The sequence below is a fragment of the Halopseudomonas maritima genome, from assembly GCF_021545785.1.
In the GTDB taxonomy this organism is placed as follows: Bacteria; Pseudomonadota; Gammaproteobacteria; order Pseudomonadales; family Pseudomonadaceae; genus Halopseudomonas; species Halopseudomonas maritima.
On the sequence record NZ_CP079801.1, the window covers coordinates 136,191 to 160,061 of the forward strand.

22 protein-coding genes are annotated in these 23,871 nt (G+C 58.7%); 4 read left to right on the top strand and 18 right to left on the bottom strand.

All coding sequences use genetic code 11. The features are described from left to right. Positions 1–759 carry a uroporphyrinogen-III C-methyltransferase gene (gene cobA / locus HV822_RS00630; protein ID WP_238871755.1) on the top strand — a complete coding sequence of 253 codons (759 nt, stop codon included), beginning with the start codon at positions 1–3 and terminating at the stop codon, positions 757–759. A gap of 35 nt (positions 760–794) precedes the next feature. On the opposite strand, the gene HV822_RS00635 is transcribed toward cobA, so the two are convergent. From HV822_RS00635 to HV822_RS00645, 3 genes are all read right to left on the bottom strand, one after another. Continuing rightward, positions 795–1,196: a nuclear transport factor 2 family protein gene (locus HV822_RS00635; RefSeq protein WP_238871756.1), complete on the bottom strand. Its 402-nt coding sequence runs from the start codon at positions 1,194–1,196 to the stop codon at positions 795–797. Between the two features lie 132 nt (positions 1,197–1,328). After that, a complete protein-coding gene (locus tag HV822_RS00640) occupies positions 1,329–2,678 on the bottom strand; it encodes a hypothetical protein (RefSeq protein WP_238871757.1) in 1,350 nt (449 codons plus the stop codon). 118 nt (positions 2,679–2,796) lie between these two features. Next, positions 2,797–3,582: a dienelactone hydrolase family protein gene (locus HV822_RS00645; RefSeq protein ID WP_238871758.1), complete on the bottom strand. Its 786-nt coding sequence runs from the start codon at positions 3,580–3,582 to the stop codon at positions 2,797–2,799. 440 nt (positions 3,583–4,022) lie between these two features. Between HV822_RS00645 and HV822_RS00650 the strand changes: the two genes are divergently transcribed. Next, complete coding sequence (locus HV822_RS00650; RefSeq protein ID WP_238871759.1) at positions 4,023–4,415, top strand: hypothetical protein; 393 nt, start codon at positions 4,023–4,025, stop codon at positions 4,413–4,415. A gap of 108 nt (positions 4,416–4,523) precedes the next feature. Here the strand turns inward: HV822_RS00650 and htpG are convergent, their stop codons facing one another. The 4 genes from htpG to HV822_RS00670 form a co-directional block, all read right to left on the bottom strand. Beyond that, the gene (htpG, locus tag HV822_RS00655) at positions 4,524–6,428 is read right to left on the bottom strand and encodes a molecular chaperone HtpG (protein ID WP_238871760.1); all 1,905 of its coding nucleotides are present in this window, start codon (positions 6,426–6,428) and stop codon (positions 4,524–4,526) included. 128 nt (positions 6,429–6,556) lie between these two features. After that, positions 6,557–7,528 carry a hypothetical protein gene (locus tag HV822_RS00660; protein ID WP_238871761.1) on the bottom strand — a complete coding sequence of 324 codons (972 nt, stop codon included), beginning with the start codon at positions 7,526–7,528 and terminating at the stop codon, positions 6,557–6,559. Between the two features lie 29 nt (positions 7,529–7,557). After that, positions 7,558–8,004 carry a PaaI family thioesterase gene (locus HV822_RS00665; protein WP_396264959.1) on the bottom strand — a complete coding sequence of 149 codons (447 nt, stop codon included), beginning with the start codon at positions 8,002–8,004 and terminating at the stop codon, positions 7,558–7,560. After that, on the bottom strand, positions 8,001–8,468 hold the full coding sequence (locus HV822_RS00670) for a PaaI family thioesterase (protein WP_238871762.1): 468 nt from the start codon (positions 8,466–8,468) through the stop codon (positions 8,001–8,003). The genes HV822_RS00665 and HV822_RS00670 overlap by 4 nt, the downstream gene beginning before the upstream one ends. Before the next feature lie 148 nt (positions 8,469–8,616). On the opposite strand from HV822_RS00670, the gene HV822_RS00675 reads away from it, so the two are divergent. Together HV822_RS00675 and HV822_RS00680 are read left to right on the top strand one after the other, a co-directional pair. Beyond that, positions 8,617–8,811 (top strand): hypothetical protein, encoded by a 195-nt coding sequence (locus HV822_RS00675; RefSeq protein ID WP_238871763.1) that lies wholly within the window; start codon positions 8,617–8,619, stop codon positions 8,809–8,811. Between the two features lie 39 nt (positions 8,812–8,850). Beyond that, entirely contained in the window at positions 8,851–9,270 is a 420-nt protein-coding gene (locus HV822_RS00680; protein WP_238871764.1) for a hypothetical protein, read from the top strand. 65 nt (positions 9,271–9,335) lie between these two features. On the opposite strand, the gene HV822_RS00685 is transcribed toward HV822_RS00680, so the two are convergent. The 11 genes from HV822_RS00685 to HV822_RS00735 all read right to left on the bottom strand — a co-directional run bounded on the left by HV822_RS00685 (position 9,336) and on the right by HV822_RS00735 (position 23,819). Continuing rightward, the gene (locus HV822_RS00685; RefSeq protein ID WP_238871765.1) at positions 9,336–9,728 is read right to left on the bottom strand and encodes an MAPEG family protein; all 393 of its coding nucleotides are present in this window, start codon (positions 9,726–9,728) and stop codon (positions 9,336–9,338) included. Beyond that, the gene (locus tag HV822_RS00690) at positions 9,725–10,468 is read right to left on the bottom strand and encodes a DUF599 domain-containing protein (protein ID WP_238871766.1); all 744 of its coding nucleotides are present in this window, start codon (positions 10,466–10,468) and stop codon (positions 9,725–9,727) included. Before HV822_RS00690 ends, HV822_RS00685 begins: the two co-directional genes overlap by 4 nt. A 54-nt stretch (positions 10,469–10,522) precedes the next feature. Then, positions 10,523–11,833 (bottom strand): branched-chain amino acid transport system II carrier protein, encoded by a 1,311-nt coding sequence (gene brnQ, locus HV822_RS00695; RefSeq protein ID WP_238871767.1) that lies wholly within the window; start codon positions 11,831–11,833, stop codon positions 10,523–10,525. 53 nt (positions 11,834–11,886) lie between these two features. Further along, a complete protein-coding gene (locus tag HV822_RS00700; RefSeq protein ID WP_238871768.1) occupies positions 11,887–13,704 on the bottom strand; it encodes a DUF4153 domain-containing protein in 1,818 nt (605 codons plus the stop codon). A gap of 128 nt (positions 13,705–13,832) precedes the next feature. Beyond that, positions 13,833–14,513 carry a PA1136 family autoinducer-binding transcriptional regulator gene (locus HV822_RS00705; RefSeq protein ID WP_238871769.1) on the bottom strand — a complete coding sequence of 227 codons (681 nt, stop codon included), beginning with the start codon at positions 14,511–14,513 and terminating at the stop codon, positions 13,833–13,835. 35 nt (positions 14,514–14,548) lie between these two features. After that, positions 14,549–15,412: a glyoxalase III HchA gene (gene hchA, locus HV822_RS00710; protein ID WP_238871770.1), complete on the bottom strand. Its 864-nt coding sequence runs from the start codon at positions 15,410–15,412 to the stop codon at positions 14,549–14,551. A gap of 428 nt (positions 15,413–15,840) precedes the next feature. Then, positions 15,841–16,722 carry a succinate--CoA ligase subunit alpha gene (gene sucD / locus HV822_RS00715; protein ID WP_238871771.1) on the bottom strand — a complete coding sequence of 294 codons (882 nt, stop codon included), beginning with the start codon at positions 16,720–16,722 and terminating at the stop codon, positions 15,841–15,843. Next, positions 16,722–17,888, bottom strand: a complete 1,167-nt coding sequence (gene sucC, locus HV822_RS00720) for an ADP-forming succinate--CoA ligase subunit beta (RefSeq protein WP_238871772.1) — start codon at positions 17,886–17,888, stop codon at positions 16,722–16,724. Before sucC ends, sucD begins: the two co-directional genes overlap by 1 nt. 293 nt (positions 17,889–18,181) lie before the next feature. After that, positions 18,182–19,618 (bottom strand): dihydrolipoyl dehydrogenase, encoded by a 1,437-nt coding sequence (gene lpdA, locus HV822_RS00725; protein WP_238871773.1) that lies wholly within the window; start codon positions 19,616–19,618, stop codon positions 18,182–18,184. Positions 19,619–19,715: 97 nt separating this feature from the next. Continuing rightward, complete coding sequence (gene odhB, locus HV822_RS00730; RefSeq protein ID WP_238871774.1) at positions 19,716–20,945, bottom strand: 2-oxoglutarate dehydrogenase complex dihydrolipoyllysine-residue succinyltransferase; 1,230 nt, start codon at positions 20,943–20,945, stop codon at positions 19,716–19,718. Between the two features lie 36 nt (positions 20,946–20,981). Further along, positions 20,982–23,819 (bottom strand): 2-oxoglutarate dehydrogenase E1 component, encoded by a 2,838-nt coding sequence (locus HV822_RS00735; RefSeq protein WP_238871775.1) that lies wholly within the window; start codon positions 23,817–23,819, stop codon positions 20,982–20,984. Positions 23,820–23,871 lie beyond the last annotated feature (52 nt).

Sequence of the window (23,871 nt, forward strand, 5' to 3'; positions counted from 1 at the left end):
ATGAACAGCACACCAAACGTATGGCTGATTGGCGCTGGCCCCGGCGACCCGGAACTCCTCACCCTCAAGGCCGCGCGCCTATTGGCGGAAGCCGAGATCGTCATGGTGGACGACCTGGTCAACCCCGAGATCCTGCAACACTGCCCGCAAGCACGGCTGATTCGCGTAGGCAAACGTGGCGGCTGTCGCTCCACTCCACAAGCCTTTATCAACCGACTGATGCTGCGCTACGGCCGGCAGGGCAAACGCCTGGTGCGCCTGAAAGGCGGCGACCCCTGCATCTTTGGTCGCGCCGGTGAAGAGGTGCAATGGTTGCGTGAGCGTGGTGTTGAAGCTGGGATCGTCAACGGCATTACCGCCGGGCTGGCCGGTGCTACCCAGTGTGATATCCCGCTCACGCTGCGCGGCGTCAGCCGCGGCGTCACCCTGGTCACCGCCCACACCCAAGACGACAGTGAACTCAACTGGGCCGGCCTCGCCGCCGGCGGCACCACCCTGGTGGTCTACATGGGCGTCGCCCGCTTGCAGCAAATTCAGCAGGGCCTGCTGGCCGGCGGCATGCCCGCCGACATGCCAGTCGCCATGATCGAAAACGCCAGCTCACCAAACCAGCGTCAGCAGAGCTGCAAACTGCACAACCTGTGCACTGCCGCCGCCGAGTTCAGGCTGAAAAGCCCGGCGGTACTGGTGATTGGTGAGGTGGTCAATGCTGCCGCGCTGGCTCAAGCTGGCGCCGAGCCAAACCAACTTGCAGGATAAGGCGCGCCAGGGGCAGCGCGCCGGCAATAACCAGCTCAGGCCTTGGCGGGCTTGAGCGCGTCCAGCATGCGGCCCATGGCCGCGTGAATGGCGTTGACTGCTTTCAGCGGGCGTACCATGACCTTGAAATCGACGATTTTGCCGGCGTCGTTCCACTGGATCATGTCGATGCCGTTGATGGTGATACCGTCGATCTCGGTTTGAAATTCCAGCACCGCGTTGTTGCCATCGACGACCTCTCGCAGGTACTTGAAGTGCCCCGGTGCGTTCAACGTTTTGAATGCGGCCGACAGGTACAGGGTAGTGATCGCCTTACCCACCTGCGGGGTGTGCACCACCGGAGAATGAAACACCACCTCGTCCGCCAGCAGATCCGCCAGACCGCGTGGGTCTTGCGCCTCAACAACCTTGTGCCACCGCTCGATTACACTGCTCATTGCTGTTCCTTATCATCGTTCGTACGGGCTGCCATTGTTCGCCGCTTGGAAGCGCGGCGACAAGGGAGATTCAGCAGATGAATCCTGGGCAACATGACCGGCAAGCCGGCGGAGGGCCGGCTTGCCGGATGCTCAATCTTCGTGGGGAATCGGATCGACGTTGCGGTCCCATCCCACCAGCACCAGGGTCGCCAGAATGCCAATCACCAGACCGACCCAGGGTTCGAAGAACGCCAGCGAGGCGCCAATGAGTACCACTGCGCCGCGGGAGGTGTTGTTTTTCGGGATGGCCATGGCGATATAGGCACAAGCAAACCCCGTCAGCACCAGCGTCAGCGATAGCGCAATGCCCAGCAGCGGCTTGAGCCCAGTCAGCAGCGGCAGCAGGAAGAACAGAATCGGCAGCCCCATCAGGTAATAAGACGCCAGGCCGCTGTGAATGCTGTCCATGGCCTGTTTGCCCTGTTTCCAGCGCTGCATGATGATCACGTGTACCCCAGTCCAGAGCGCGCCCTGGGTCGGGAAGAACGGCGCACTGATGCCCATCAACGCATTACGGATGGCTAGCGAGATGTGCGAGCGGGTCGGATTAATGTCGATGTGCTCGTCCTGGCGAGTCTCTAGCCCTTCGCGGATAACCTCGTTACCGGTGACCAGATCGCCAAACAGAATCACGTAGGTTATCAGCGCCAACGGCATGCCCTGGATAAACATTTCCATGCTTGGCCAGCCAATGGCAAAGGGTGAGACCTTGGCCCAGGCGTCACCTAGCGGCGGGATCAGAATGCCCCACTGAATGTCGTAGCTCACCTCTCCCACCATCGGCCCGATAATACCGGCCAGCACAAAGCCGGGCAGCAGCCCCAGCGCGCCAAGCAAGGCGAAGAAGCGGTACTTTTCCTTCAACTTGGCCATGGGAATGCTGAAGGCGAAGATCAGGCATACGGCACAGGCGATGGTGGTGCTGATCGGCTGCTGCAGCAGAAAACGCTCGGCATCGTCAACGAACACCCGCTTAAGCGCCGCAATAGCCGCACCAAGAATAATGCCCGCCTTTAGCGTGTCTGGCAGCCAGAGGATAAAGCGCTTGCCCAAGCCGGTGATACCTAGCAAAAACAGCAACAAGGCAAAGTCCAGCGAAATCGCCGCCATCGCCTGAAAGCGCGCATCGGGTGCTTCATAACCGCCCAGTACAAACGCGAGCACCAGCGGCAGCGCGGGCGTGATCCAGCCCGGCGCATAGGGCTCGCCAAAGACAATGATGGCGGAGCCAATCAATGCCGAATGGATCATGGAGATGGCTACCGCCTCTTCAAAAGTCAGGCCGAAGAAGCTGGTCATCAGGGGCACCAGCGACAGGCCCGTGGCGGCGGCAATCAGCAGCCCCTGAACCAGTTCGGGCCAACAGAGTTTGGAGTGATAAAACGGCAAACGAAAGGTAAAAGGCCCCCAACGCCAGCCCGGTTGTTCAGGTTGCGACATGCCCATCTCCATTGTGTCTTGTTGTTATTACCCCGCGAAGCGGGTTACCGCATTATGCCCAGCCTCGGTGACCTGTGGGTCACCATCACCGGTGTCGATGATGCCCCACAGCCAACCGTTATTCTTCGGTGCTCAGTACCTCATCAAAAAACTGCTGCATCGCGGCAATACTGCGCTTGGCCACCACTGGATGATACTCAGCCTTGCCCGGCATGCTGGCGTACGGGTCGGAGAAGGAATGTACCGCGCCACCGTAGCTGATTAGCTGCCAGTCTACGCCTGCGCCGCGCATCTCGGCCTGAAAGTCGGCAACCTGCTGGTCAGGCACAAAGGGGTCGTCTGCCCCGTGCAACACCAGGATCGGCGTCTTAATATTGGTAGCATCGGCTGGGTTGGGAGTGTCCAGATTGCCGTGGAAAGACACCACGCCCTTAAGCTCGGCACCCGAACGCGCCAACTCCAGCACCGAACCACCGCCAAAACAGAAGCCGATGGCAACCAACTGATCGCTGGCAACCGGCGCCCGTGTCTGGCTGGCCAACAGCTCCAGCCCGGCATTCACCCGCGTCCGCATCAACGCCCGGTCATCGCGCACCGTGCTGGCAGCGGCGCCGGCCTCCTCCGCGTTGGCCGGGCGAATGTCACGGCCGTACATGTCCACCACAAACACCACATAATCTGAGCCCGCCACCTTGCTCGCCTTCTCTACCGCAGCGTCCGTTACCCCCATCCAGTTGGGCACCATCAGCACACCGGCCCGCGGCGCTTGCACGCTGGCGTCGTACACCAGACGCCCCTCAAAGGCTTTGCCATCAATCTCGTAGTCCACCTGCTCGACCTTGATCTGCGCTTGAACCAGGCCCGCCAGCGTACTTATCACCACGCCCCCCAATATGTGCTTCATCGTTGCCTCCGCCATAAAGTGCCCTTCCAGCATAGCGCCATCTCAGAATGCCAACGCCCGGCGCATCAGCATACGCCAGCCTTGCACAGGTTTAACTGCCCCCCCGATAAGGATTGGTACGCCCAGATCATCTGCACCCGGTACCGAAAGACTGTTCATTTTCCCCGGCGCCAGAATACTCTCCACGTGAATGCCATCACCTAATGGAGCCTTGGCAACGCTAGGGCCTGCCAGTACACTCGCTTTCGTTTGATAAGCGACCAACTTCCTTGGCTATGCCATCGCGAGCGGTCAGCCGCAGCATATGCCCACACGTAATGTTGTGCGTATGGCATTACCTCCCGGCGTCAACCGTCGGTCGGATAGACCTAACGCTGCGACGCCACCGTTAATAAAACCTCAGCATAGGATGCTGCTGAACTCGTCTACAGGGATGACACATGCTTGTTTTCTTGCTGGTTCTTGCCTTCATTTTTTTCGCAGCCATTGCGCCAATAGAAACGACAGTCGCGTTCTTGATTAGCGTTGTCGCGACTACCTTGTTAATCAAGGTTTCGACAAAATTGATCACTCATAACGATGTCGGCTTTCTGGACGCGCTAAAAGCCGTTGGTCTTTCCACCGTTTTTGCCATCCTTGCCTTCATGGGCTTAGTCGGCAGCACCCTCGCCGGCGTTGGCGGCCTGTCTATACTGCTATGCATTGGCTTGTTCTTTGTTGCCTACATCGCCGGGTTCAGCATCGCGCTGGGTACCAGCTTTGGCCAAAGCGCAATCATCGCTCTTGTCAGCAGCGTAGTATCTGGTTTCTCTATGACACTCATGGGCATCTGAGACCAAAGGAAATCTGCAAAACCCTAGATAAAAAACCAACAGCGCCAGAATCAAAAATGCCTGCACAAGGCAGGCATTTTTGTTCACGCTTTAAAGCAGGCTGGCAGCTTAACGGCTCAGTTCAACCAGCAGCGCATTGAGGCGGCGTACATAGGCACCCGGATCCTGCAGCGCCTCGCCTGCGGCCAGTGCGGCCTGGTCGAACAGGATGTGACTCAGATCGGCAAAGCGATCTTCGTCCTGCTCGCTGTCGAGCTTGTCCAGCAACGGATGAGACGGGTTGATCTCCAGGATGGGCTTGCTTTCCGGCGCCTTCTGACCGCTGGCCTCAAGGATGCGGCGCATTTGCAGCCCCATATCGTCCTCGTTGATGACCAGCACCGCCGGGGAGTCAGTCAGGCGGTGCGACACGCGCACTTCCTGCAGCTGCTCCTTGAGTGCTTCCTGAATGCGCTTGACCAGATCGGCCTTGGCTTCGGCGGCCTTTTCCTGTTCCTGCTTGTCCTCGTCGCCTTCCAGCGTGCCCAAATCCAGATCGCCACGGGCGATATCGACAAACTGCTTGCCTTGATACTCGGTCAGGTGGCTCATCAGCCACTCGTCGATGCGGTCGGTCAGCAGCAGCACTTCGATGCCCTTCTTGCGGAAGATTTCCAGGTGCGGGCTGTTCTTGACCTGCGCATAACGCTCGCCGGTGAGGTAGTAGATCTTGTCCTGACCTTCGACCATGCGTTCCAGATACGCGTCCAGGCTGACCACTTCGCTGTCATCGTTCTGCGCGGTGGAGGCAAAACGCAACAGGCCGGCAATCTTCTCGCGGTTTGAGTAGTCCTCGGCCGGGCCTTCCTTCATGACGCTGCCAAAGGCCTTCCAGAAGGTCGCGTACTGTTCGGGCTCCTTCTTCGCCATTTTCTCCAGCATGTCCAGCACGCGCTTGGTCAGCGCGGACTTCATGCTGTCGATTGCCGGGTCCTTCTGCAGGATCTCGCGCGAGACGTTCAGCGACAGATCGTTGGAGTCCACCACGCCCTTGATAAAGCGCAGATACAGCGGTAGGAACTGCTCGGCGTCGTCCATGATGAACACACGCTGCACATAGAGCTTGAGCCCACGTGGCGCCTCACGCTGGTACAGGTCAAACGGCGCACGGCCCGGCACATACAGCAGGCTGGTGTATTCCAGCTTGCCTTCGACCTTGTTGTGGCTCCAGCTCAGCGGGTCTTCAAAGTCATGAGCAACGTGCTTGTAGAACTCCTTGTACTCCTCATCCTTGACCTCGGTACGCGGGCGGGTCCAGAGCGCGCTGGCGCGGTTGACGCTCTCCCACTCGGTCTCGGCTGCGGCCTCTTGCTCATCGGCCGATGCCTGCTTGGGCAGCTCAATGGGCAGGGAAATGTGATCGGAATACTTGGTGATGACGTTACGCAGACGGAAGGTATCGGCAAACTCGCTCTCGGCGGCCTTGAGGTGCAGCACGATGCGGGTTCCGCGCTCGGGCTTGTCGACGGTGGCGATGGTGAAGTCACCCTCACCGGCCGACTCCCAGTGCACACCCTCAGCGGCGGCGAGACCCGCGCGGCGGGTAAACACTTCAACGCGGTCCGCGACGATAAAGGCGCTGTAGAAGCCCACACCAAACTGACCGATCAGTTGAGAATCCTTTTTCTGATCCCCGGTCAGCTGCTGCATGAAAGCTGCGGTACCGGATTTGGCAATGGTGCCCAGGTGGTCAATGACCTCCTGACGGGACATACCGATGCCGTTGTCCTCGATGGTCAGGGTATTGGCCTTGCTGTCGGCACTGACGCGGATACGCAGCTCTGGCTGATCTTCCAGCAACTGCGGCTGGGCGATGGCTTCGAAGCGCAACTTGTCGGAGGCATCCGAGGCGTTGGAAATCAGTTCTCGAAGGAAGATCTCCTTGTTCGAGTACATCGAGTGAATCATGAGGTGCAGCAGCTGCTTTACCTCGGTCTGGAATCCCAGGGTTTCCTTATGAGCGTCCACGGTCATAACGAAGCGTCTCCATTTGATGCTGTTCAGGGCACACCAGCAGAAGCTGGCAATGCAGCAGAAATGGGGACAATCGATGTGTTTTCAAGGCCCTGCACAGAATTGACTGCACAATATCGCCGACGGCCTCAACCCCGGGGCCAGGTCTCGATCAGTGCAATGTCCGGTGGCTGGAACTGAAAGTCGACCTGGTTAGCGCCTTGCGGCAGGCTCAGCACCAAACGTCGTTCGGTGGTTACTGCCTTGAGCACACCTTCATATTCGCGCCCAGCGATGGTAACCAGACGCAGTCGCTGGCCAACGAAGTGCTCCGGCTCATCCAGCAGCGCAAGCAGGCTCACCTCCTGCCAGCCCTGCGGCGTGACCGGTGCTGGGAGTGGCTCCGGCGCAGGCGGCAGAACCTGGTTGCTCTGCCGTGTGCGGCCCAGCCAGGTTGGGCGCTCGTTCAGGCGGACGCGGCCGCCCAGCCAGGTGCGATGTTCGGCAGGCAAAAGCAGATGCACCACCAGATCCGCGCTGCCATTGCCCTGAGGGCTAAGCGACAGGCTCAGGCTATAGCCAGCGGCGATGCGGCGCAGCCCCGGCGCTGACAAGGCGCCTGTGTACCACTGGATGACCATTTCCGGCCAGGGGCCGTCATCGCCTGGAATCAAGTCGATTGCCGTGCCCTGCAATAGCTCTTGGGCTCGATCAAAGCGAACCACCAGCGAGCGCTGGGTACGCTCGCCCACGGTCTCGGCAAACACCAGTTGGTCGCCGCGCCAGTAAACCCGATCAGGAACAAAGGGCTGGCCCATCAGCGTGCCCTGCAGTTCGCCCTGCGGCGCTGGGTCCTGCCACTGGCCGCTAAGCAAACGCTGAAAACGCTCGGGTTGTTGTTGCTGCAATAGAAACAGACCGCCGCCCAGGCAGAGCAATGAGAGCAAAATCAGCAGACGGGGCAGCCGAGGAAAGTCGGTTTCACGCAAGAACGGAGTAACCAGCGGCAGCAAAACGGCCAGCAGAACCGCCCTGCTCCCCAAGCGCAAACTACTTGCAACCAGCCAAAGCCAGGCGAGCAGAAATCCGACCAGACCAGCGACAATCAACAAGGCTTCCATCGCCGACTACACTCCTGTCACGCGTGCGTTCAGTCCAGCTTGAAGTGAGCCCGTGCGGTGGCAATAGGCTCGCTGGAATGGGTTTGCCAGGCGGTGATGGCCACATTGCCAACACGTCGCCCCTGCCGCCATACCTGACAACTGGCATAGGTATCACGGTACAGCCCGGCGCGCAGGTAATCCACCGAGAAATCGATGATTTTGGGGAATACCTCACTGTTCATGAACATCATCAGATGCAGCATGGCCGACTGCTCCATAAACCCCGCGATAACCCCGCCATGCAAAGCCGGAAGTACCGGGTTGCCGATGTTGTCCTGGGCACTGGGCAGACTGAAAAACGCCTCGCTGCCAAGGCGGGTCACCTGCATGCCTATCATGCTGGCGTAGGGAATGGCTGCAACCAGGCCACTGTAATCGCCGGTTTCGTGGGAGCGGCTGATAATCGCCTGCACTTGCTGCTCGGTCAGACTCATGCGTCCCCCTGATCAATTTGGCGACCGAGATCTGCCTGATCGACAGCCTTGCCCATACGCATAAAGGTGCCAACAACGTGGGCGATCGGTTGATCACGATCATCCTGGTAGGCAATGCCGCGAGTAAAAATGACGGTAGGCGTGACCCGATAGCATTCAGCAAAACCGAAAATCGCCTTGCCGGGCTGGGCCGGATGCATGTAATCGATGCGCAGATCCAGCGTCGGGCAAATCTCGAATTCAGGCAGATAGCACACGGTAGAAATACCGCAGCAGGTATCCATCAACGTGGTGATGGCGCCACCGTGAATCACACCGGTGACCGGGTTGCCGACAATTTTCTCGCTGTACGGCAGTTTGATGATAAGTCCCTGCTCATCAGCCTGCTCCACGCTCAGCTGCAGATGCTGGCAATGCCGCAACGCAGACAGAAAGTTACGTGCGCGCTGTTCAATTTCAGTCATGGGTCGAGGATTTCCAGGGGCGTTACCGATAAGGTTGAGCATAGTACCCAGAACGTGAACTAGACTCCAGAAGTCAGCGTCTTACGGAACTTTGCCAGCGGGTTGCCTTACTAACTCACTGAATAAATCGCTTGCAAGGAGAATGCATATGAACCGTAAACTGACTATCGTCGGTGCTCTGCTGCTGTCCACTGGCCTGCTGGCCGCTGCCGGTTGCCAACAGGAGCCGGAAGACAAAATGGAAAGTGCCAAAGAGTCGATGTCTGATGCTGTCGACAGTGTTGGCGATGCAGTAGAAAGCACCGGCGAAGCGATTGAGCAAAAAGCGGAAGAAGCACAATAAGGCGAGTGATCGCCAACTAGGATCGTCAAGGAGAGCACCATGAAAAAACTAGCTGCAGCGGTAGTGTTAATGGCTGGCGTAGGTCTGTTGGCCGGCTGTCAGGAGAGCCCGGAAGACAAGATGGAAGACGCCCGTGAGTCCATGTCTGATGCCATGGACAGCATGCAGGACGCCGCTAGGGATGTTGCCGACGCCACCGAGCAAAAAGCCCGTGAAATGACAGGCAACGAGCAAACCGCAGGCGAGGTAATGCAGGAAAAGGTTGATGCCGCTGGCGACAGCGTGCAAGACGCCTACGACGCTACTGCGCAGAACATCGAAGAAGCCTACGATGCCACCAAGGAAGGCGCTACCGAGGCTTACGACAGCACTGTTGAATACGTCGAAGAGAAAGGCGAAGCCATTAAGGATGCAGCGGTCGAGTCCAAGGAGTCCATGGAGCGCGCCATGGAAGAGTAAAGGATCCGCGAGTCACCAAAAGGGGCATGCCTGTCAGGCATGCCCCTTTTTTGTTGCCGCACCCCTCAGCGCAGTAGCGGCAACAGCATCAACCCGAGGCTGGCAACAAAGCCCGCGCCCCACACCAGGCTACGCAGGGTGGCCAGGTTGAGCAGATACAACGCGGTATAGGTCACCCGGCTCAGCAGAAACACGAGGCACAGTACATTGGCTGCCGTTCCCAGGGTACCCGTTACCAGCACGACCAGTACCCCGGCGGCAAACACCGGGAACGCCTCGATCATGTTGTGATGCGAGGCCAGTGCGCGCGCTCCCCAGCCGGTCAGCCCTGCCTGTTGAGCCCGCGGATGTGCGTTGTCGTAGCCACTACCGGAGCGCGACTGGGCAACGGCTACGGGCGCCTTGGTCAACACCAGCATCAAGGCAGCAATAAACAAACTCCACAGGGGTACACTCATTCCAATTTCTCCATTTGCGGTGGCGGTATCGGCGCAGGACTGAACATCATGATGTGTAGCACGTCTGAATGGAATTCACGGCGGTACAACACAAACACGACGCCAGCACTGGTCAGGATGAACAACAACGGATTGATGAACCAGGTCAGGGTGCCCAGGGCAAAATAGTAGGCCCGCAGCCCAAGATTGAACTCGTTGCCTGCCATCGACAGCACCCGGGCCATACGCTCGGCATAGGCATTACGCTCTGCTTCGGTGACATTCTTTTCGCCCAGCAGAGGCGCTGACCCCAGCAACACCGAGGCAAAGTTGTACTGACGCATACCCCAGGAAAAGGTGAAGAAGGCGTATACAAAGATCGCCATCAGCACCAGCAGCTTGAGCTCGAAGATCTCCCGACTGACTTTGGCGACAAAGGGCAATTCGCGCAGCAGCAGTTCTGCCTTGTCGGTGGCGCCCATTACCGTGATCAGACCTGCCAGAATAAGCAAGGTACTGGAGGCAAAAAAAGAGGTATTGCGCTCCAGGTTGCCAATGACGCTGGCATCGGCCATACGCTGCTCACGCATCAGCAGGCGGTTCATCCAGTCACGTCGATACAGATGCAGCACACTGGCCAGGCAGGCCGTATCTCGCCCCTTGCGCAATGCATAATAGGTGTAGCCCATCCAGCACAGCATCAGCCAACTAATGGCCAGTACGTTGATCCAAACACTTCCTGCATCCGGGATCGACAGCATTCACGCTCCCAACTATGAGTGGGTTCAATTCAAGGGGCGACACAGCGCCCCGCTCTAGCGCCGCAGACTACCGTGGCGCAGATACTCCACCAGTATAGCCAGCAGCAAGGTCACCACGACGGGCAGCAGCCAGCCCAGACTCTGATCCGCCAACGGCAGTGTATCCAGCCAGGCACCTGCACTACTGATCAACTCCGCTGCCTTCAGCCCGTCAATTACGCCAAAGATCAGCGTCACCAGCATGACCGGGCGCAGCATATTCTGTGGCCGCGCCCAAGCGGCACCCAGCAGACTGACAGATACCAGTACAATCGCCAGCGGATACAGGCCCACCAGCACCGGGATGGAAACGCTGATCAGGCTGTCCAGGCCCTGGTTTGCCACCAGCATACTGAACAGACCAAACGCCCAGACCACGGCCGAGTAGCTTAACGGCAGCAGCTTGCTAAAGTACTCGCCACAGGCGGTCAACAGGCCCACCGCCGTGGTCATGCAGGCCAGAATGATCACCAGAGCCAGCAATGCGCTGCCGGCGGTGCCAAAGCGATGCTGCACATAGGCCGCCAGAATCTGTCCTCCATTGACGCCCGATTCGACCAGCGAGCCACTCGTGGCCCCCAAATAAAACAGCGCCAGGTACACCAGCGACAGGCCGACTGCGGCAATGATGGCGGCCAAGATCGTGTAGCGAGTAATCAACGGCGCTGACGCCACCTGGCGGTCTCGAATGGCGGTGGTGATCACAATGCCGAACACCAGCGCGCCCAAGGTATCCATGGTCAGGTAGCCCTGGAGAAAGCCCTGAATCATTGGCGCATCACGGTACTGCTCGCTGGCGACCTGCATCTCCCCGGCGGGGAAAAACAACGCAGCCAGGCCCAGAAGCACCAACCCCGACAGCAATACGGGCGTAATGTACTTACCAACCCGGTCTACCAACTGACCGGGTTTCAGTGCCAGGAAGATCACCGCCGCAAAGTAGATCAACGAGTAACCCAGCAGGGCTTGCCAGCCATCGTTGGCAAACGCCAGCACGCCTATCTCGTAGGACACAACCGCCGTGCGCGGCGTGGCAAAGAGTGGGCCGATGGCCAGGTAGACCAGTACGCTGAGCGTGACGCCCGCTGCGCGCCCTAGCGGCGAAGTCAGCTGGGCAAGCCCGCCGCCAACCCGGGCCAGGGCAATCAACGTCAGTAGCGGCAGCCCAACAGCAGTGATCAGAAAACCGAAGGCTGCGGGCCAGATGTGCCCCCCAGCCGCCAGCCCGGCACCGGGTGGAAAAATCACGTTGCCCGCGCCAAGAAACAGCGCAAAGGTCATAAAGCCAAGGGCAAGAATATCGATGGATCTCAGTTGTTTTGTCATAACGTTGCTGTTGTGGTCCGCGAAAGCTCGGACGTCCCTGTCGCGTAACGTACTTACCGAGCCGGCTCGGGGCAGTCGGCAGTGCGCCAGAGGTTGGTTGGGATGCGCACCCCGTCGATCATCAGATCGGGCTGCGGCTTGGCGGCGAATTCTACCTTGTTCTGCACTATCGCATCGAACAAAGCTGCCGGGCGGTACTCCAAAGGACACCCGCGTTCATCTTGCGGGCTGCCCAGATCGCCAAAGACAACCCACTGGCCTTGAGCATCCGGCAGCCAAAGGCGCCCGAACGGCATATTGTGGTCGCCGTCACGGCGTAGAAGCACATAGCCTGTCTGCCCGCCAGCGAAGGCCTCCAAGGCCCAGATCAGGCAGGCGCCGGAGGCGCTGTTACTATTGCACGACAGCAAGGCCGACTCCCGGCCAAACGCTTGCACGAGCCCAGGCGGCAACACCGCTCCGGCCGGAAACAGCGGCAACGCCTGCACTTGCTCGGCCAACGTCGCGGCTGTTGGCCGCCCACCCGCCAAGGCGTTTCTGGCGAGCATCGCAAGCAGCTTCGTGTGGTCGTCACTTGACGCCGGCGCGCGTGCCAGCTCGGTCAGGACATCCAGGCCGTACCCGTCGCCCTGGTAACGCAGAAAGTTAATGAAATCTGCTGCGCTGATACGTTGAGTCTCCAGACGCATCATCTGACTGTCGACACTGACTCGCCGTGGGTCCAGTGGCCCACCAAGCAACAGCGAAATACCGAGTACCGCCACCAGCGTTGCCGCCATATTGCTCGCAGGCAGCAACCGGTTAGCCGCAGCGCCGCGCAGGCAGTTCAGTGCATCCAAGGCTGCGCCCAGAGCCATGATCAGCAGCACCAGACAGACCAGCATGGCCCAGATGCGCTCAGGGGTAAGCCCATACTGCGCCAGGCGCAGCCACAATGCATAAGCCGCCACCACCATCATCGGCAACAATGCCAACTTGCCCGCAATCATCAGCCAGCGCAGCCAGGCGGCTTGCGTGCCCTGCTCTGCTCCACCGCGCGATGCCAGGTTGATCAGTAACAGGTTCAAGGTGACAAACCAGAACAGCAGGTGTGCCGCATGTCCGCTGTCAAACAAGCCCGCCAGCCCCTGCACGCCCCAACTCAACACAAACCCGATGGCCAGCAAGCCCGCCAGCGGATACAGCCAGCCACATAGCAGACGCGCACGCGCAGACAGAAAGTCGGCCACGCCGCGGGTTCGCACCGCGACAGATACCGCATGGGAGAACACCAGAGTAGTAAGCGGAATACTGAACCAGCTCTGGTTTATCAGGTCATCCAGAAACGCCAGCCCCACCAACCCGAATAGCCCGGCAGCGCTGTACAGCAGCCCCCAGAACAAGCCCAGCACCAATGCGGCCTGCAGCAAAACCAGGCCGTTGTGATGTAGAGCATCAATCCAGCGCTGGTAGTCCGATCTCTGTGGACGACCACGCAGTATGGCCAGCGCAGGGGCAACCAGAAACACCGCGATAGCGAACACCAATGTCGGTTGCAAATAACCACTGCTGCGGGCAGGTGACCAGCCTCCCTGATAACCCTCCGCCTGCCAGAGCGACACCCCGGCCGTCAGCCCTTGATGTACGCCTATCAGTGTCGCCAGCAGCCCCAGGCCCAGGCTGAGTACCCAGCGCCGCACTGCCGGCGCCTCACTCGCACAGTAGAATGCCAGTGGCAGAGCGACCATCAGCATGAATAACGGGATGTAGGCCGCCGCATGGGTTGCAGGCCAGACCTCCAGCTCCGCTGATTGAAACAGGCCGTAGGCGAGGATTGCCTGCAGCGCCCCCACCATCATATGCAGACTGCTGATACGGTCGAAGCTTTTCAATTACGTCCCCCAAAAAACAAGGGTATCTGGATCAAACGGTTGATGGGAAGCTGGATGTTTAAGGGTGAATCAGCCCGTACCCGCCACTAACCCTTTATTCATTTGGCTCTGCTCCTTCATCGAGCGGATCACCCCTCTATGTCACCGTTACGAATCGCTATTCTGACAGCTTCGGCGGTGGTCGCCACTCCAAGACGGTGACGGGCTCGACGGAGGTGGTTTTCTACCGTGCGTACAGACAGGCCAAGGGTGGCCGCAATGTCAGCCTGACGCCTGCCAACAGCCGTCCATGCCAGCACCTCACATTCGCGTTTTGAAAGCCTCCCGCGTTCCTCTCCCATAGGCAATTCCATCAACCTGCGGGCTGAGAAAAAAGCAGATGTCGCCACTATATGCATCGATAGACGTGCCCTGGAAGATGCATCGATTCTTTCGCCACCAAGGCTCATGGCACCTTCCAATCCGCGTGGTCCAAAGACCGGGATTTGCAGACCATGGATACCTGCTCCTTGGGGTTTGCGAACGACGCGATAACGCTCTGCGTCTTTATCTGTAGCTTTAGTCCAAAAAAACGGTTCGCCCGCCTCCAAAATATGCCGTGTCACCGGACAACGGCGAATGTAGGTAGTAGCGTCGACAGCTTCGCCATCTCCGAACCAGTCCCCTTCCACCCAGTAGATACGCTCTACAATTTCATCGATCATTGAAGTGGCGGAGTACAGTACATAACGATCATAACCGTACGGTTTGGAGAAAGTACGCACTGCGTCTTGAATGGCTGCCAGACTTTGGCAGCCCTCAATGATCATTGCAGTTCGAATCGCGTCGTCTGCTGGCATAGGGGTTAAGCTTTACCAACCTCGTCCAGCAGGGCTTTGGCCGCAAGCTTGCCGAGATTATTCCCGGCTAGCGGGCTATCACCGGTCAGCATTTTCTCGTGTTGATGCGTAGCACCAGAAATATCCGTATTCACAATTTCGAAGCCAAGCGCTTGCAGCTTTTCTCCAAACTTCCACGTCAGATGACCTGGCATGTAGCCAATATCCGGAGTCTGGGCGTCGAGATCATCAGGGAAAGCACAAATCTTGTACCCAGAAAAGCGAGGGTTGTTACCAACAGAAAGGAAGGCCGCTGGCCCATGACAGAGCGAGATAATGAACTTGTCATTTGCAACTGCCCATTCAAGGACGGCTTTCATCTCTTGGCTTTCAGGCAAGCCGATCAAGGCACCATGTCCTCCAGGAATGAACACCCCAATATAGTCTGAATCATCGCCCAGCGCTTTTTCGACAACATTTGCAAGTTTCAAAGGCTCCTTGAACTGGTCTCGGTATTTGGCGAACAGTCCTTTTACTTCCTCGTCTTCCGACGGCATCGCCCAGAACTCAAACTTGACCGGGTTGCCAGACAGCGTCGCGACATCGAAAGAAAAGCCGGCCTTGTCCAGATGATACATCGGCAAAAGCGTTTCCACCGGGTGGTTTCCAGTCGAAAACATGGTGCCATTGTCCGTACGCAGATAGCGTTCATCTGCGCCAACCAGCAGGATCTTCCAGCGACCGCCTGTGTAGGGGGCAGGATAATTTGCGTCACTCAGGTCAGATTTTGGCGACGTAAACTGACTCAGTGAATAGGGCGAGGGGAAGAATGCATTGTCCTCCGCTGGATCTGGGGTCGGGTATTTACTGCTAGCTTGTACGTCTGTCATGGTTGTCTCCGGCGCTGTATGGGGTTGACCATGTCACTATAGAAGGTTGAACCAAGCTGTAAATGGGGGATATCCCGCAACCCGGAAGCGCGATCTCACGATCAAAGAATGTCATGAGCCGGATGGATAGCCGTGCGCGGTGCTTGGGGCCTCCCCTGATCGAGATAAGGACGAAACGGCCATCCTGCGACAATTGGTGACATTGTTTGCCCTATAAAGCCGGCCGGATATGCAGGGCTACTTCAGAGTATCCCTAAGCGATAAACACGGGCGAGTTCGATTTGCATGAAATTGATCGAGCATTCATTTTTATGGAGCATGGCTAAAAAGCTGCCGCGAGCAATTTCTTGCCAACCATTTAAGCCGGAAACCCAAAAAACAAAACCCCGCCAAGGCGGGGTTTTGTCAGCACACTGGTTAGGTCTAGCTTACTTCATTTCCCAACCAGTCAGTTCTGCCAGCGCAGCGCCGATTTCGGCCAGCGAGCGAACAGTTTTAACGCCTGCATCTTCCAGGGCAGCAAACTTCTCGTCTGCAGTACCTTTGCCACCGGAGATGATCGCACCAGCGTGGCCCATACGCTTGCCTGCCGGAGCAGTAACACCAGCGATGTAGGACACAACCGGCTTGGTAACATTGGCCTTGATGAAGGCTGCCGCTTCTTCTTCAGCGCTACCGCCAATCTCACCAATCATAACGATCGCTTCGGTCTTGGGGTCTTCCTGGAACATCTTCAGGATGTCGATGAAGTTGGAGCCCGGGATCGGGTCACCACCGATACCAACGCAGGTGGACTGACCAAAACCGGCGTCAGTGGTCTGCTTGACCGCTTCGTAGGTCAGGGTGCCTGAGCGGGAAACAATGCCGACCTTGCCCGGCAGGTGAATGTGACCGGGCATGATGCCGATCTTGCACTCACCGGGAGTGATCACGCCCGGGCAGTTCGGGCCGATCAGGCGCACGCCCAGCTCGTCACACTTGACCTTGGCATCCAGCATGTCGAGGGTCGGGATACCTTCGGTGATGCAGACGATCAGCTTGATGCCGCCGTTGGCTGCTTCCAGGATGGAATCCTTACAGAACGGAGCCGGAACGTAGATAACGCTGGCTTCGGCGCCAGTGGCTTCAACGGCTTCAGCAACGGTGTTGAAAACCGGCAGGCCCAGGTGAGTAGTACCGCCTTTGCCCGGGGTTACACCGCCGACCATCTTGGTGCCGTAGGCAATCGCCTGCTCGGAGTGGAACGTGCCCTGCGAGCCGGTGAAGCCCTGGCAGATTACCTTGGTGTCTTTGTTGATCAGGATGCTCATTATTTACCCTCCGCGGCCTTGACGACTTGCTGGGCAGCGTCGGTCAGACTGGTTGCAGCGATGATGTTCAGGCCACTCTCGGCCAGTACCTTGGCGCCGAGATCGGCGTTGTTGCCTTCCAGACGGACAACAACCGGTACTTTAACGCCCACTTCCTTAACGGCGCCGATGATGCCTTCAGCAATCATGTCGCAGCGTACGATACCGCCGAAGATGTTAACCAGAACGGCCTGTACGTTGGAGTCGGACAGAATGATCTTGAATGCTTCGGTCACGCGCTCTTTGGTCGCGCCGCCGCCAACATCCAGGAAGTTGGCCGGCTTGCCGCCGTGCAGGTTGACGATGTCCATGGTGCCCATGGCCAGACCGGCACCGTTGACCATGCAGCCGATGTTGCCTTCCAGAGCAACGTAGTTCAGTTCGAACTTGGCAGCGTGGGCTTCACGCGGATCGTCCTGAGACGGATCGTGCATGGCGCGCAGCTTGGGCTGACGGTACATGGCGTTACCGTCGATGTTGATCTTGGCATCCAGGCAGTGCAGGTTGCCGTCTTCTTTGATGACCAGCGGGTTGATTTCCAGCAGCGCCAGATCGTAGTCGGCAAACAGCTTGCCCAGACCTACGAAGATGTTGGTGAACTGCTTGATCTGGTCACCTTTCAGACCCAGTTGGAAAGCCAGGTCACGGCCTTGGTACGGCTGCGGGCCAACCAGCGGATCGATAGTGGCTTTGAGGATCTTTTCGGGAGTCTCTTCAGCAACCTTCTCGATCTCAACACCGCCTTCGGTGGAGGCCATGAACACGATGCGACGAGTAGAACGATCAACTACAGCGCCCAGATACAGCTCTTGAGCGATGTCGGTACAGGACTCAACCAGGATCTTGCTAACCGGCTGGCCGTTCGCATCAGTCTGGTAAGTGACCAGACGCTGACCCAGCCACTGCTCGGCGAAGGCTTTTGCATCTTCCTTGCTCTTGACCAGCTTGACGCCACCGGCCTTACCACGGCCACCAGCGTGAACCTGAGCCTTGACGACCCACATGTCGCCGCCAATCTTTTCACAGGCCTCGGCCGCTTCTTCCGGAGTGTCTACAGCAAAACCCTTGGAGACAGGAAGGCCGTATTCAGCGAACAGCTGCTTCCCCTGATATTCGTGAAGATTCATGCGTTTCTACCGTTTTGATCGTGTAGGAATTACTTTCTAGCCGCCACTCTACGAGTGCCCGCCACCATTGCCGCCTGCCGCTAGCCTGTTAGCCCGAACATGGTAAACACTGCACGCTTCAGCAGGGTTACATTTTGTAACCACCCTGCAGGCGCCACGGTTTCGGGGCAACGGCCGTCGGCCAGTTGGCTGGCCACCTCGTTGTGGCCTGACCGATCACTCGGTCAAAGTTGTTCTTTGCACAGCAGACCCGACGGTCAGAATGATGACCGCCGGGTCAATGAGGCGCTATGTTAACGCTTCTTGCGGTTTGCGACATGAATTGCGTGACCATTTACGGCCAGCGCGGCTTCATGCACCGCTTCGGACAGGGTCGGGTGCGAGAACACCATCATGCCGAGGTCTTCGGCACTGGTGCCGAATTCCATGGCAATGGCGCCCTGCTGAACCAGCTCGGCTGCGCTCGGGCCAATCACATGCACACCCAGAACGCGGTCGGTTTTGGCATCGGCAATCATCTTGACGAAACCGCCGGTGTCGTTGGCCGCCATGGCGCGGCCACTGGCTGCAAACGGGAACACGCCCACGTTGAACTCAACACCTTCGGCCTTGAGTTGCTTCTCGTTCTTGCCAACCCACGCGATCTCCGGGTGCGTGTAGATAACCGACGGGATCAGGTCGTAGTTCATCGCCGCCTTATGGCCAGCAATGCGCTCAGCAACCATCACGCCCTCTTCCGAGGACTTGTGGGCCAGCATCGGACCGCGAACCATATCACCTACAGCGTAGACACCCGGCACGCTGGTGGCGCAGTAGTCGTCAACGTAGACCATGCCGCGCTCGTCCAGATCAACGCCGCAGTCGGAGGCCAGCAGGTTCTCGGTGTACGGGCGGCGGCCAACGGCAACAATCAGCTTGTCAAAGGTCAGCTGCTGCTCGCCTTCGGCGTCGGTGAAGGACACAGTGACCTGCTTGCGCTTGATCTCGGTGCCAGTGACGCGAGCGCCAAGGCGAACCTGCAGACCCTGCTTGGTGAAGGTCTTCATCGCTTCCTTGGCAACCTGCTCGTCGGCCAGACTGAGGAAGCTGTCCAGCGCTTCGAAGACAACCACTTCGGCGCCCAAACGGCGCCATACCGAGCCCAGCTCCAGGCCGATAACGCCGGCACCAATCACGCCAAGCTTCTTGGGCACAGCGCTGAATTCCAACGCACCGGTGGAATCAACGATGATGTCATCGGTCAGCGGCGCCGGCGGAATGTTGATCGGCACCGAGCCGGAAGCCAGGATGACGTTCTCGGCATCGATTACGGTTACGTTGCCGTCTGGCGCAGTGACTTCGACTTTCTTGCCGGCCAGCAGCTTACCGTGACCTTCAATGCTGGTGACGCCATTGGCCTTGAACAGCGCAGCAACGCCGCCGGTCAGTTGCTTGACGATCTTGTCCTTGCGCTCGACCATCGCCGGCACATCCATGTTGACGCCCTTGACGTCGATACCATGGACCTTGAAGCCTTCTTTGGCCTCGTGATACTTCCAGCTGCTGTCCAGCAGTGCCTTGGACGGGATACAGCCGACGTTCAGGCAAGTGCCACCCAGTGCCTGCTTGCCATCTTTACCGACGTACTTCTCGATACAGGCGGTTTTCAGACCCAATTGCGCGGCGCGGATGGCGGCCACATAACCGCCGGGGCCCGCACCGATAACTACCACATCGTATTTCTGACTCATGAGCAAATCCTCTGTTGGCAGCAGTATTCAGACGTTCGCCCGGCGCCTGCGGCTGCCGGGCGATTCTTGAGGTACCGCCGAAAACCCGTTGGTTCTATCAAACGTCCAGCAGCAGACGCGCCGGGTCTTCCAGCAAATCCTTGATGGCAACCAGGAAGCTGACCGCTTCCTTGCCGTCGATCAGGCGGTGATCGTAGGACAGCGCCAGGTACATCATCGGCAGGATGACAACCTGACCGTCTACCGCCATCGGACGCTCCTGGATCTTGTGCATACCCAGGATAGCGGCCTGCGGCGGGTTGACGATCGGAGTAGAAACCAGCGAGCCAAACACACCACCGTTGGAGATGGTGAAGGTGCCGCCAGTCATTTCTTCCATGGTCAGCTTGCCGTCACGCGCCTTGCGGCCGTAATCGGCGATGGTGCCTTCGATATCGGCCAGACCCATGTGCTCGGTGTTGCGCAGAATCGGCACCACCAGGCCGCGGTCACTGGATACCGCAACACCGATATCCTGATAACCGTGGTAGACGATGTCGTTGCCGTCAATCGAGGCATTAACAGCCGGGTAGCGCTTGAGCGCTTCAGTCGCCGCCTTGACGAAGAAGGACATGAAGCCCAGGCGAACGCCGTTGTGCTTCTTCTCGAACAGGTCCTTGTACTTCTTGCGCAGGTCCATGACCGGCTTCATGTTGACCTCGTTGAAGGTGGTCAGCATGGCCATGCTGGACTGGGCATCAACCAGACGTTCGGCGATGCGCGCGCGCAGGCGGGTCATGGGCACACGTTTCTCAACGCGATCACCCTCACCCAGCGCAACAGCGGCAGCCGGAGCCGCGGCAGCCGCAGGCTTGGCAGCCGGCGCAGCAGGAGCGTTCTTCTTCGCTTCAATAGCGTTCAGCACGTCCTCCTTGGTAACGCGACCGCCCTTGCCGGTACCAGTGATATCGCTGGCAGCCAGGCCGTTTTCTTCGGCCAGTTTGCGCGCTGCCGGCGACAGCAGCGGCTCTTCGCCACCGGCCTGTTCAGCAGCCGGCGCGGCGTCGGCCTTGGGCTCTTCTTTCTTGGCAGCAGGCGCGGAAGCCGCTTCGCCGTCTTTCAGTACGCCCAGTACTTCACCACTCAGCACGGTGTCGCCTTCGGCCTTGGCGATGTCACCCATAACACCGTCTGCTTCGGCCAGTACTTCCATCACAACCTTGTCGGTTTCGATATCTACCAGCAGCTCGTCGCGTTTTACCGCATCGCCCGGCTGCTTGTGCCAGGTGGCAACAGTACCGTCGGCAACCGACTCGGGAAATGTAGGGGCTTTGATTTCGATAGCCATTGTCGATCCTTATTAATCTCTGTTGTCTGGCTGCGCTCAGACGGTAAAGGCGTCTTGCAGGAGCTTTTCCTGCTGTTCCGCGTGCATGGAAGGATGTCCACAGGCCGGGGCGGCAGACGCCTCCCGTCCAGCGTAGTCCAGATACAGATTCTTGGTCTTGTGCTGGGCAAGCACACGGCGCATATGGTGCTGGCTGCAGTACCAGGCGCCCTGGTTCATCGGCTCTTCCTGACACCACACCACCTTCTTCAGATGCTTGTAGGGCGCCAGAACCTCGGCCAGATCGTCCTCAGGGAACGGGTACAGCTGCTCAATACGCACGATGGCGATGTTGTCCGCTTCTTCGTTGCGGCGCTTCTCCAGCAGGTCGTAATAGACTTTGCCGCTGCACATGATGACGCGATCCACTTTCTTGGGATCGATGGCATCGACCTCAGGAATAACGGTCTGGAAGGAGCCGTCAGCCAGCTCTTCCAGCGTCGAGGTGGCCAGCTTGTGGCGCAGCAGCGACTTGGGCGTCAGGGCAATCAGCGGCTTGCGCAGCGGACGAATCACCTGGCGGCGCAGCATGTGGTAGACCTGCGCCGGGGTAGAGGGCACGCATACCTGAATGTTGTGCTCGGCCGACAACTGCAGGAAGCGCTCCAGACGTGCAGAGGAGTGCTCAGGACCCTGCCCTTCGTAGCCGTGCGGCAGCAGCATGGTCAGACCGCACAGACGGCCCCACTTGTGCTCACCACTGGTGATGAACTGGTCAACTACCACCTGGGCGCCGTTGAAGAAGTCACCAAACTGGGCTTCCCAGATCACCAGCGCGTTCGGCGTGGTGGTCGCATAACCGTATTCGAACGCCAGCACGGCCTCTTCAGACAGGAAGGAGTCATGGATGTCGAAGCGCGGCTGGTTTTCGCTCAGCTTGCGCAGCGGTACATAGGCACGACCGTCGTTCTGGCTGTGCAGCACGGCATGACGGTGCGAGAAGGTACCGCGACCCACGTCCTGGCCAGTGATGCGCACGGGGTGACCTTCGTGCAGCAAGGTGGCGTAGGCCATGGTTTCGGCAAAGCCCCAGTTCAGCGCCAGTGCACCGGCAGCCATCTTGCGGCGATCTTCGATGATCTTGCCGACCTGACGCTGCAGCACCAGACCGTCGGGCAGGTCGGTCAGCTTGTTGGCCAGCTCCTGCAGGGTTTTCAGATCAAAGCTGGTGTCGTGGCGGGCAGTCCACTTGTGGTTGAGGTAAGGGGCCCAGTCGACGAAGGACCCGGTGTCGGGCTCCTTGACCAGGCTCTTGACCACGTGATCACCATTGTCCAGCGCGTTACGGTATTCCTCGAAACGCTCCTGCACTTCATCACTGGTCAGCACGCCCTCGCCTACCAGACGCTCAGCATAGATGTCGCGGGTAGTCGGGTGCTTGGTGATGACGTCATACATCAGCGGCTGGGTGCCGGACGGCTCGTCAGCCTCGTTGTGGCCACGACGACGGTAGCAAACCAGATCGATAACCACGTCGCGCTTGAACTGCATGCGGTAATCGACAGCCAACTGGGTTACAAACAGGACCGCTTCCGGATCGTCGCCGTTGACGTGGAAGATCGGCGCCTGAATCATCTTGGCGACATCGGTGCAGTACTCGGTAGAACGCGCATCGTCCTGGCGGCTAGTGGTAAAGCCAACCTGGTTGTTGATGACGATGTGGATGGTGCCACCGGTCTTGTAGGCACGGGTCTGGGACATCTGGAAGGTTTCCATGACCACGCCCTGCCCTGCGAAGGCGGCGTCGCCGTGGATGCTGATCGGCAGCACCTTGTCACCAGCCGGATCCTGACGGCGATCCTGACGGGCACGTACCGACCCTTCTACCACCGGAGACACGATTTCCAGGTGAGAGGGGTTGAAGGCAAGCGCCAGGTGGACTTCGCCACCGGAGGTCATCACGTTGGAAGAGAAACCCTGGTGGTACTTAACGTCACCGGAGCCCATGTCGACCTTCTTCTTGCCTTCAAACTCGTCGAACAGGTCACGCGGATTTTTGCCGAGGGTGTTGACCAGGACGTTCAGGCGACCACGGTGTGCCATGCCAAGCACAACTTCCTGGGTGCCGTAGGAACCGGAGCGCTGGATGATTTCGTCCAGCATCGGGATCAGGCTTTCACCGCCTTCAACGCCAAAGCGCTTGGTGCCGGGGTATTTGGTACCCAGGTACTTTTCCAGGCCCTCGGCGGCAGTCAGACGCTCCAGCAGGTGGCGCTTGGTGTCGGCGCCCAGCTGAGGCTTGCCGCGCACGCTTTCGATGCGCTGTTGAAACCAGCGGCGCTGGGTGGAATCGACGATGTGCATGTACTCGACGCCGAACGTCGAGCAGTAGGTGACCTTGAGCGCATCGAGGATTTCACGCAAAGTCGCTTCGTCCTTGCCGATCTGCAGCTCACCGGTGCGGAACACGGTGTCGAGGTCTGCGTCGGTCAGGTCGTAATCAGCGAGGGTCAGATCAACGATTTCGTCACGCTTCCAGAGCCCCAGCGGGTCAAGGTTGGAAGCCTGATGCCCACGCATCCGAAAAGCCTGGATCAGGCGCAGAACGTCAACTTGCTTTTTTTCATGCTCGCTGCTGACCGCACCGCCGGAGGCAGCTTGCGGACGACGATTGCTCTTGGCGAGATGAAGGAAGTGATCGCGGATGGTGGAATGGGCTACATCCGAACCGGCATGGCCGTTGACCTGCGGCAGCTTTTGAAAATAGCTGCGCCACTCTTCGGCAACGCTGTTCGGATCGTGCAGATAGAGCTCATAAAGCTCTTCAACATAGGAGGCATTCCCACCGTCGAGGTGAGAGGTACTCCACAGCTGCTGCATTACGCTGTCTGGCATGCTTGGTCACCCTCTATAAGGGGACACCACCTGGCGCTAAGACCATTAATTG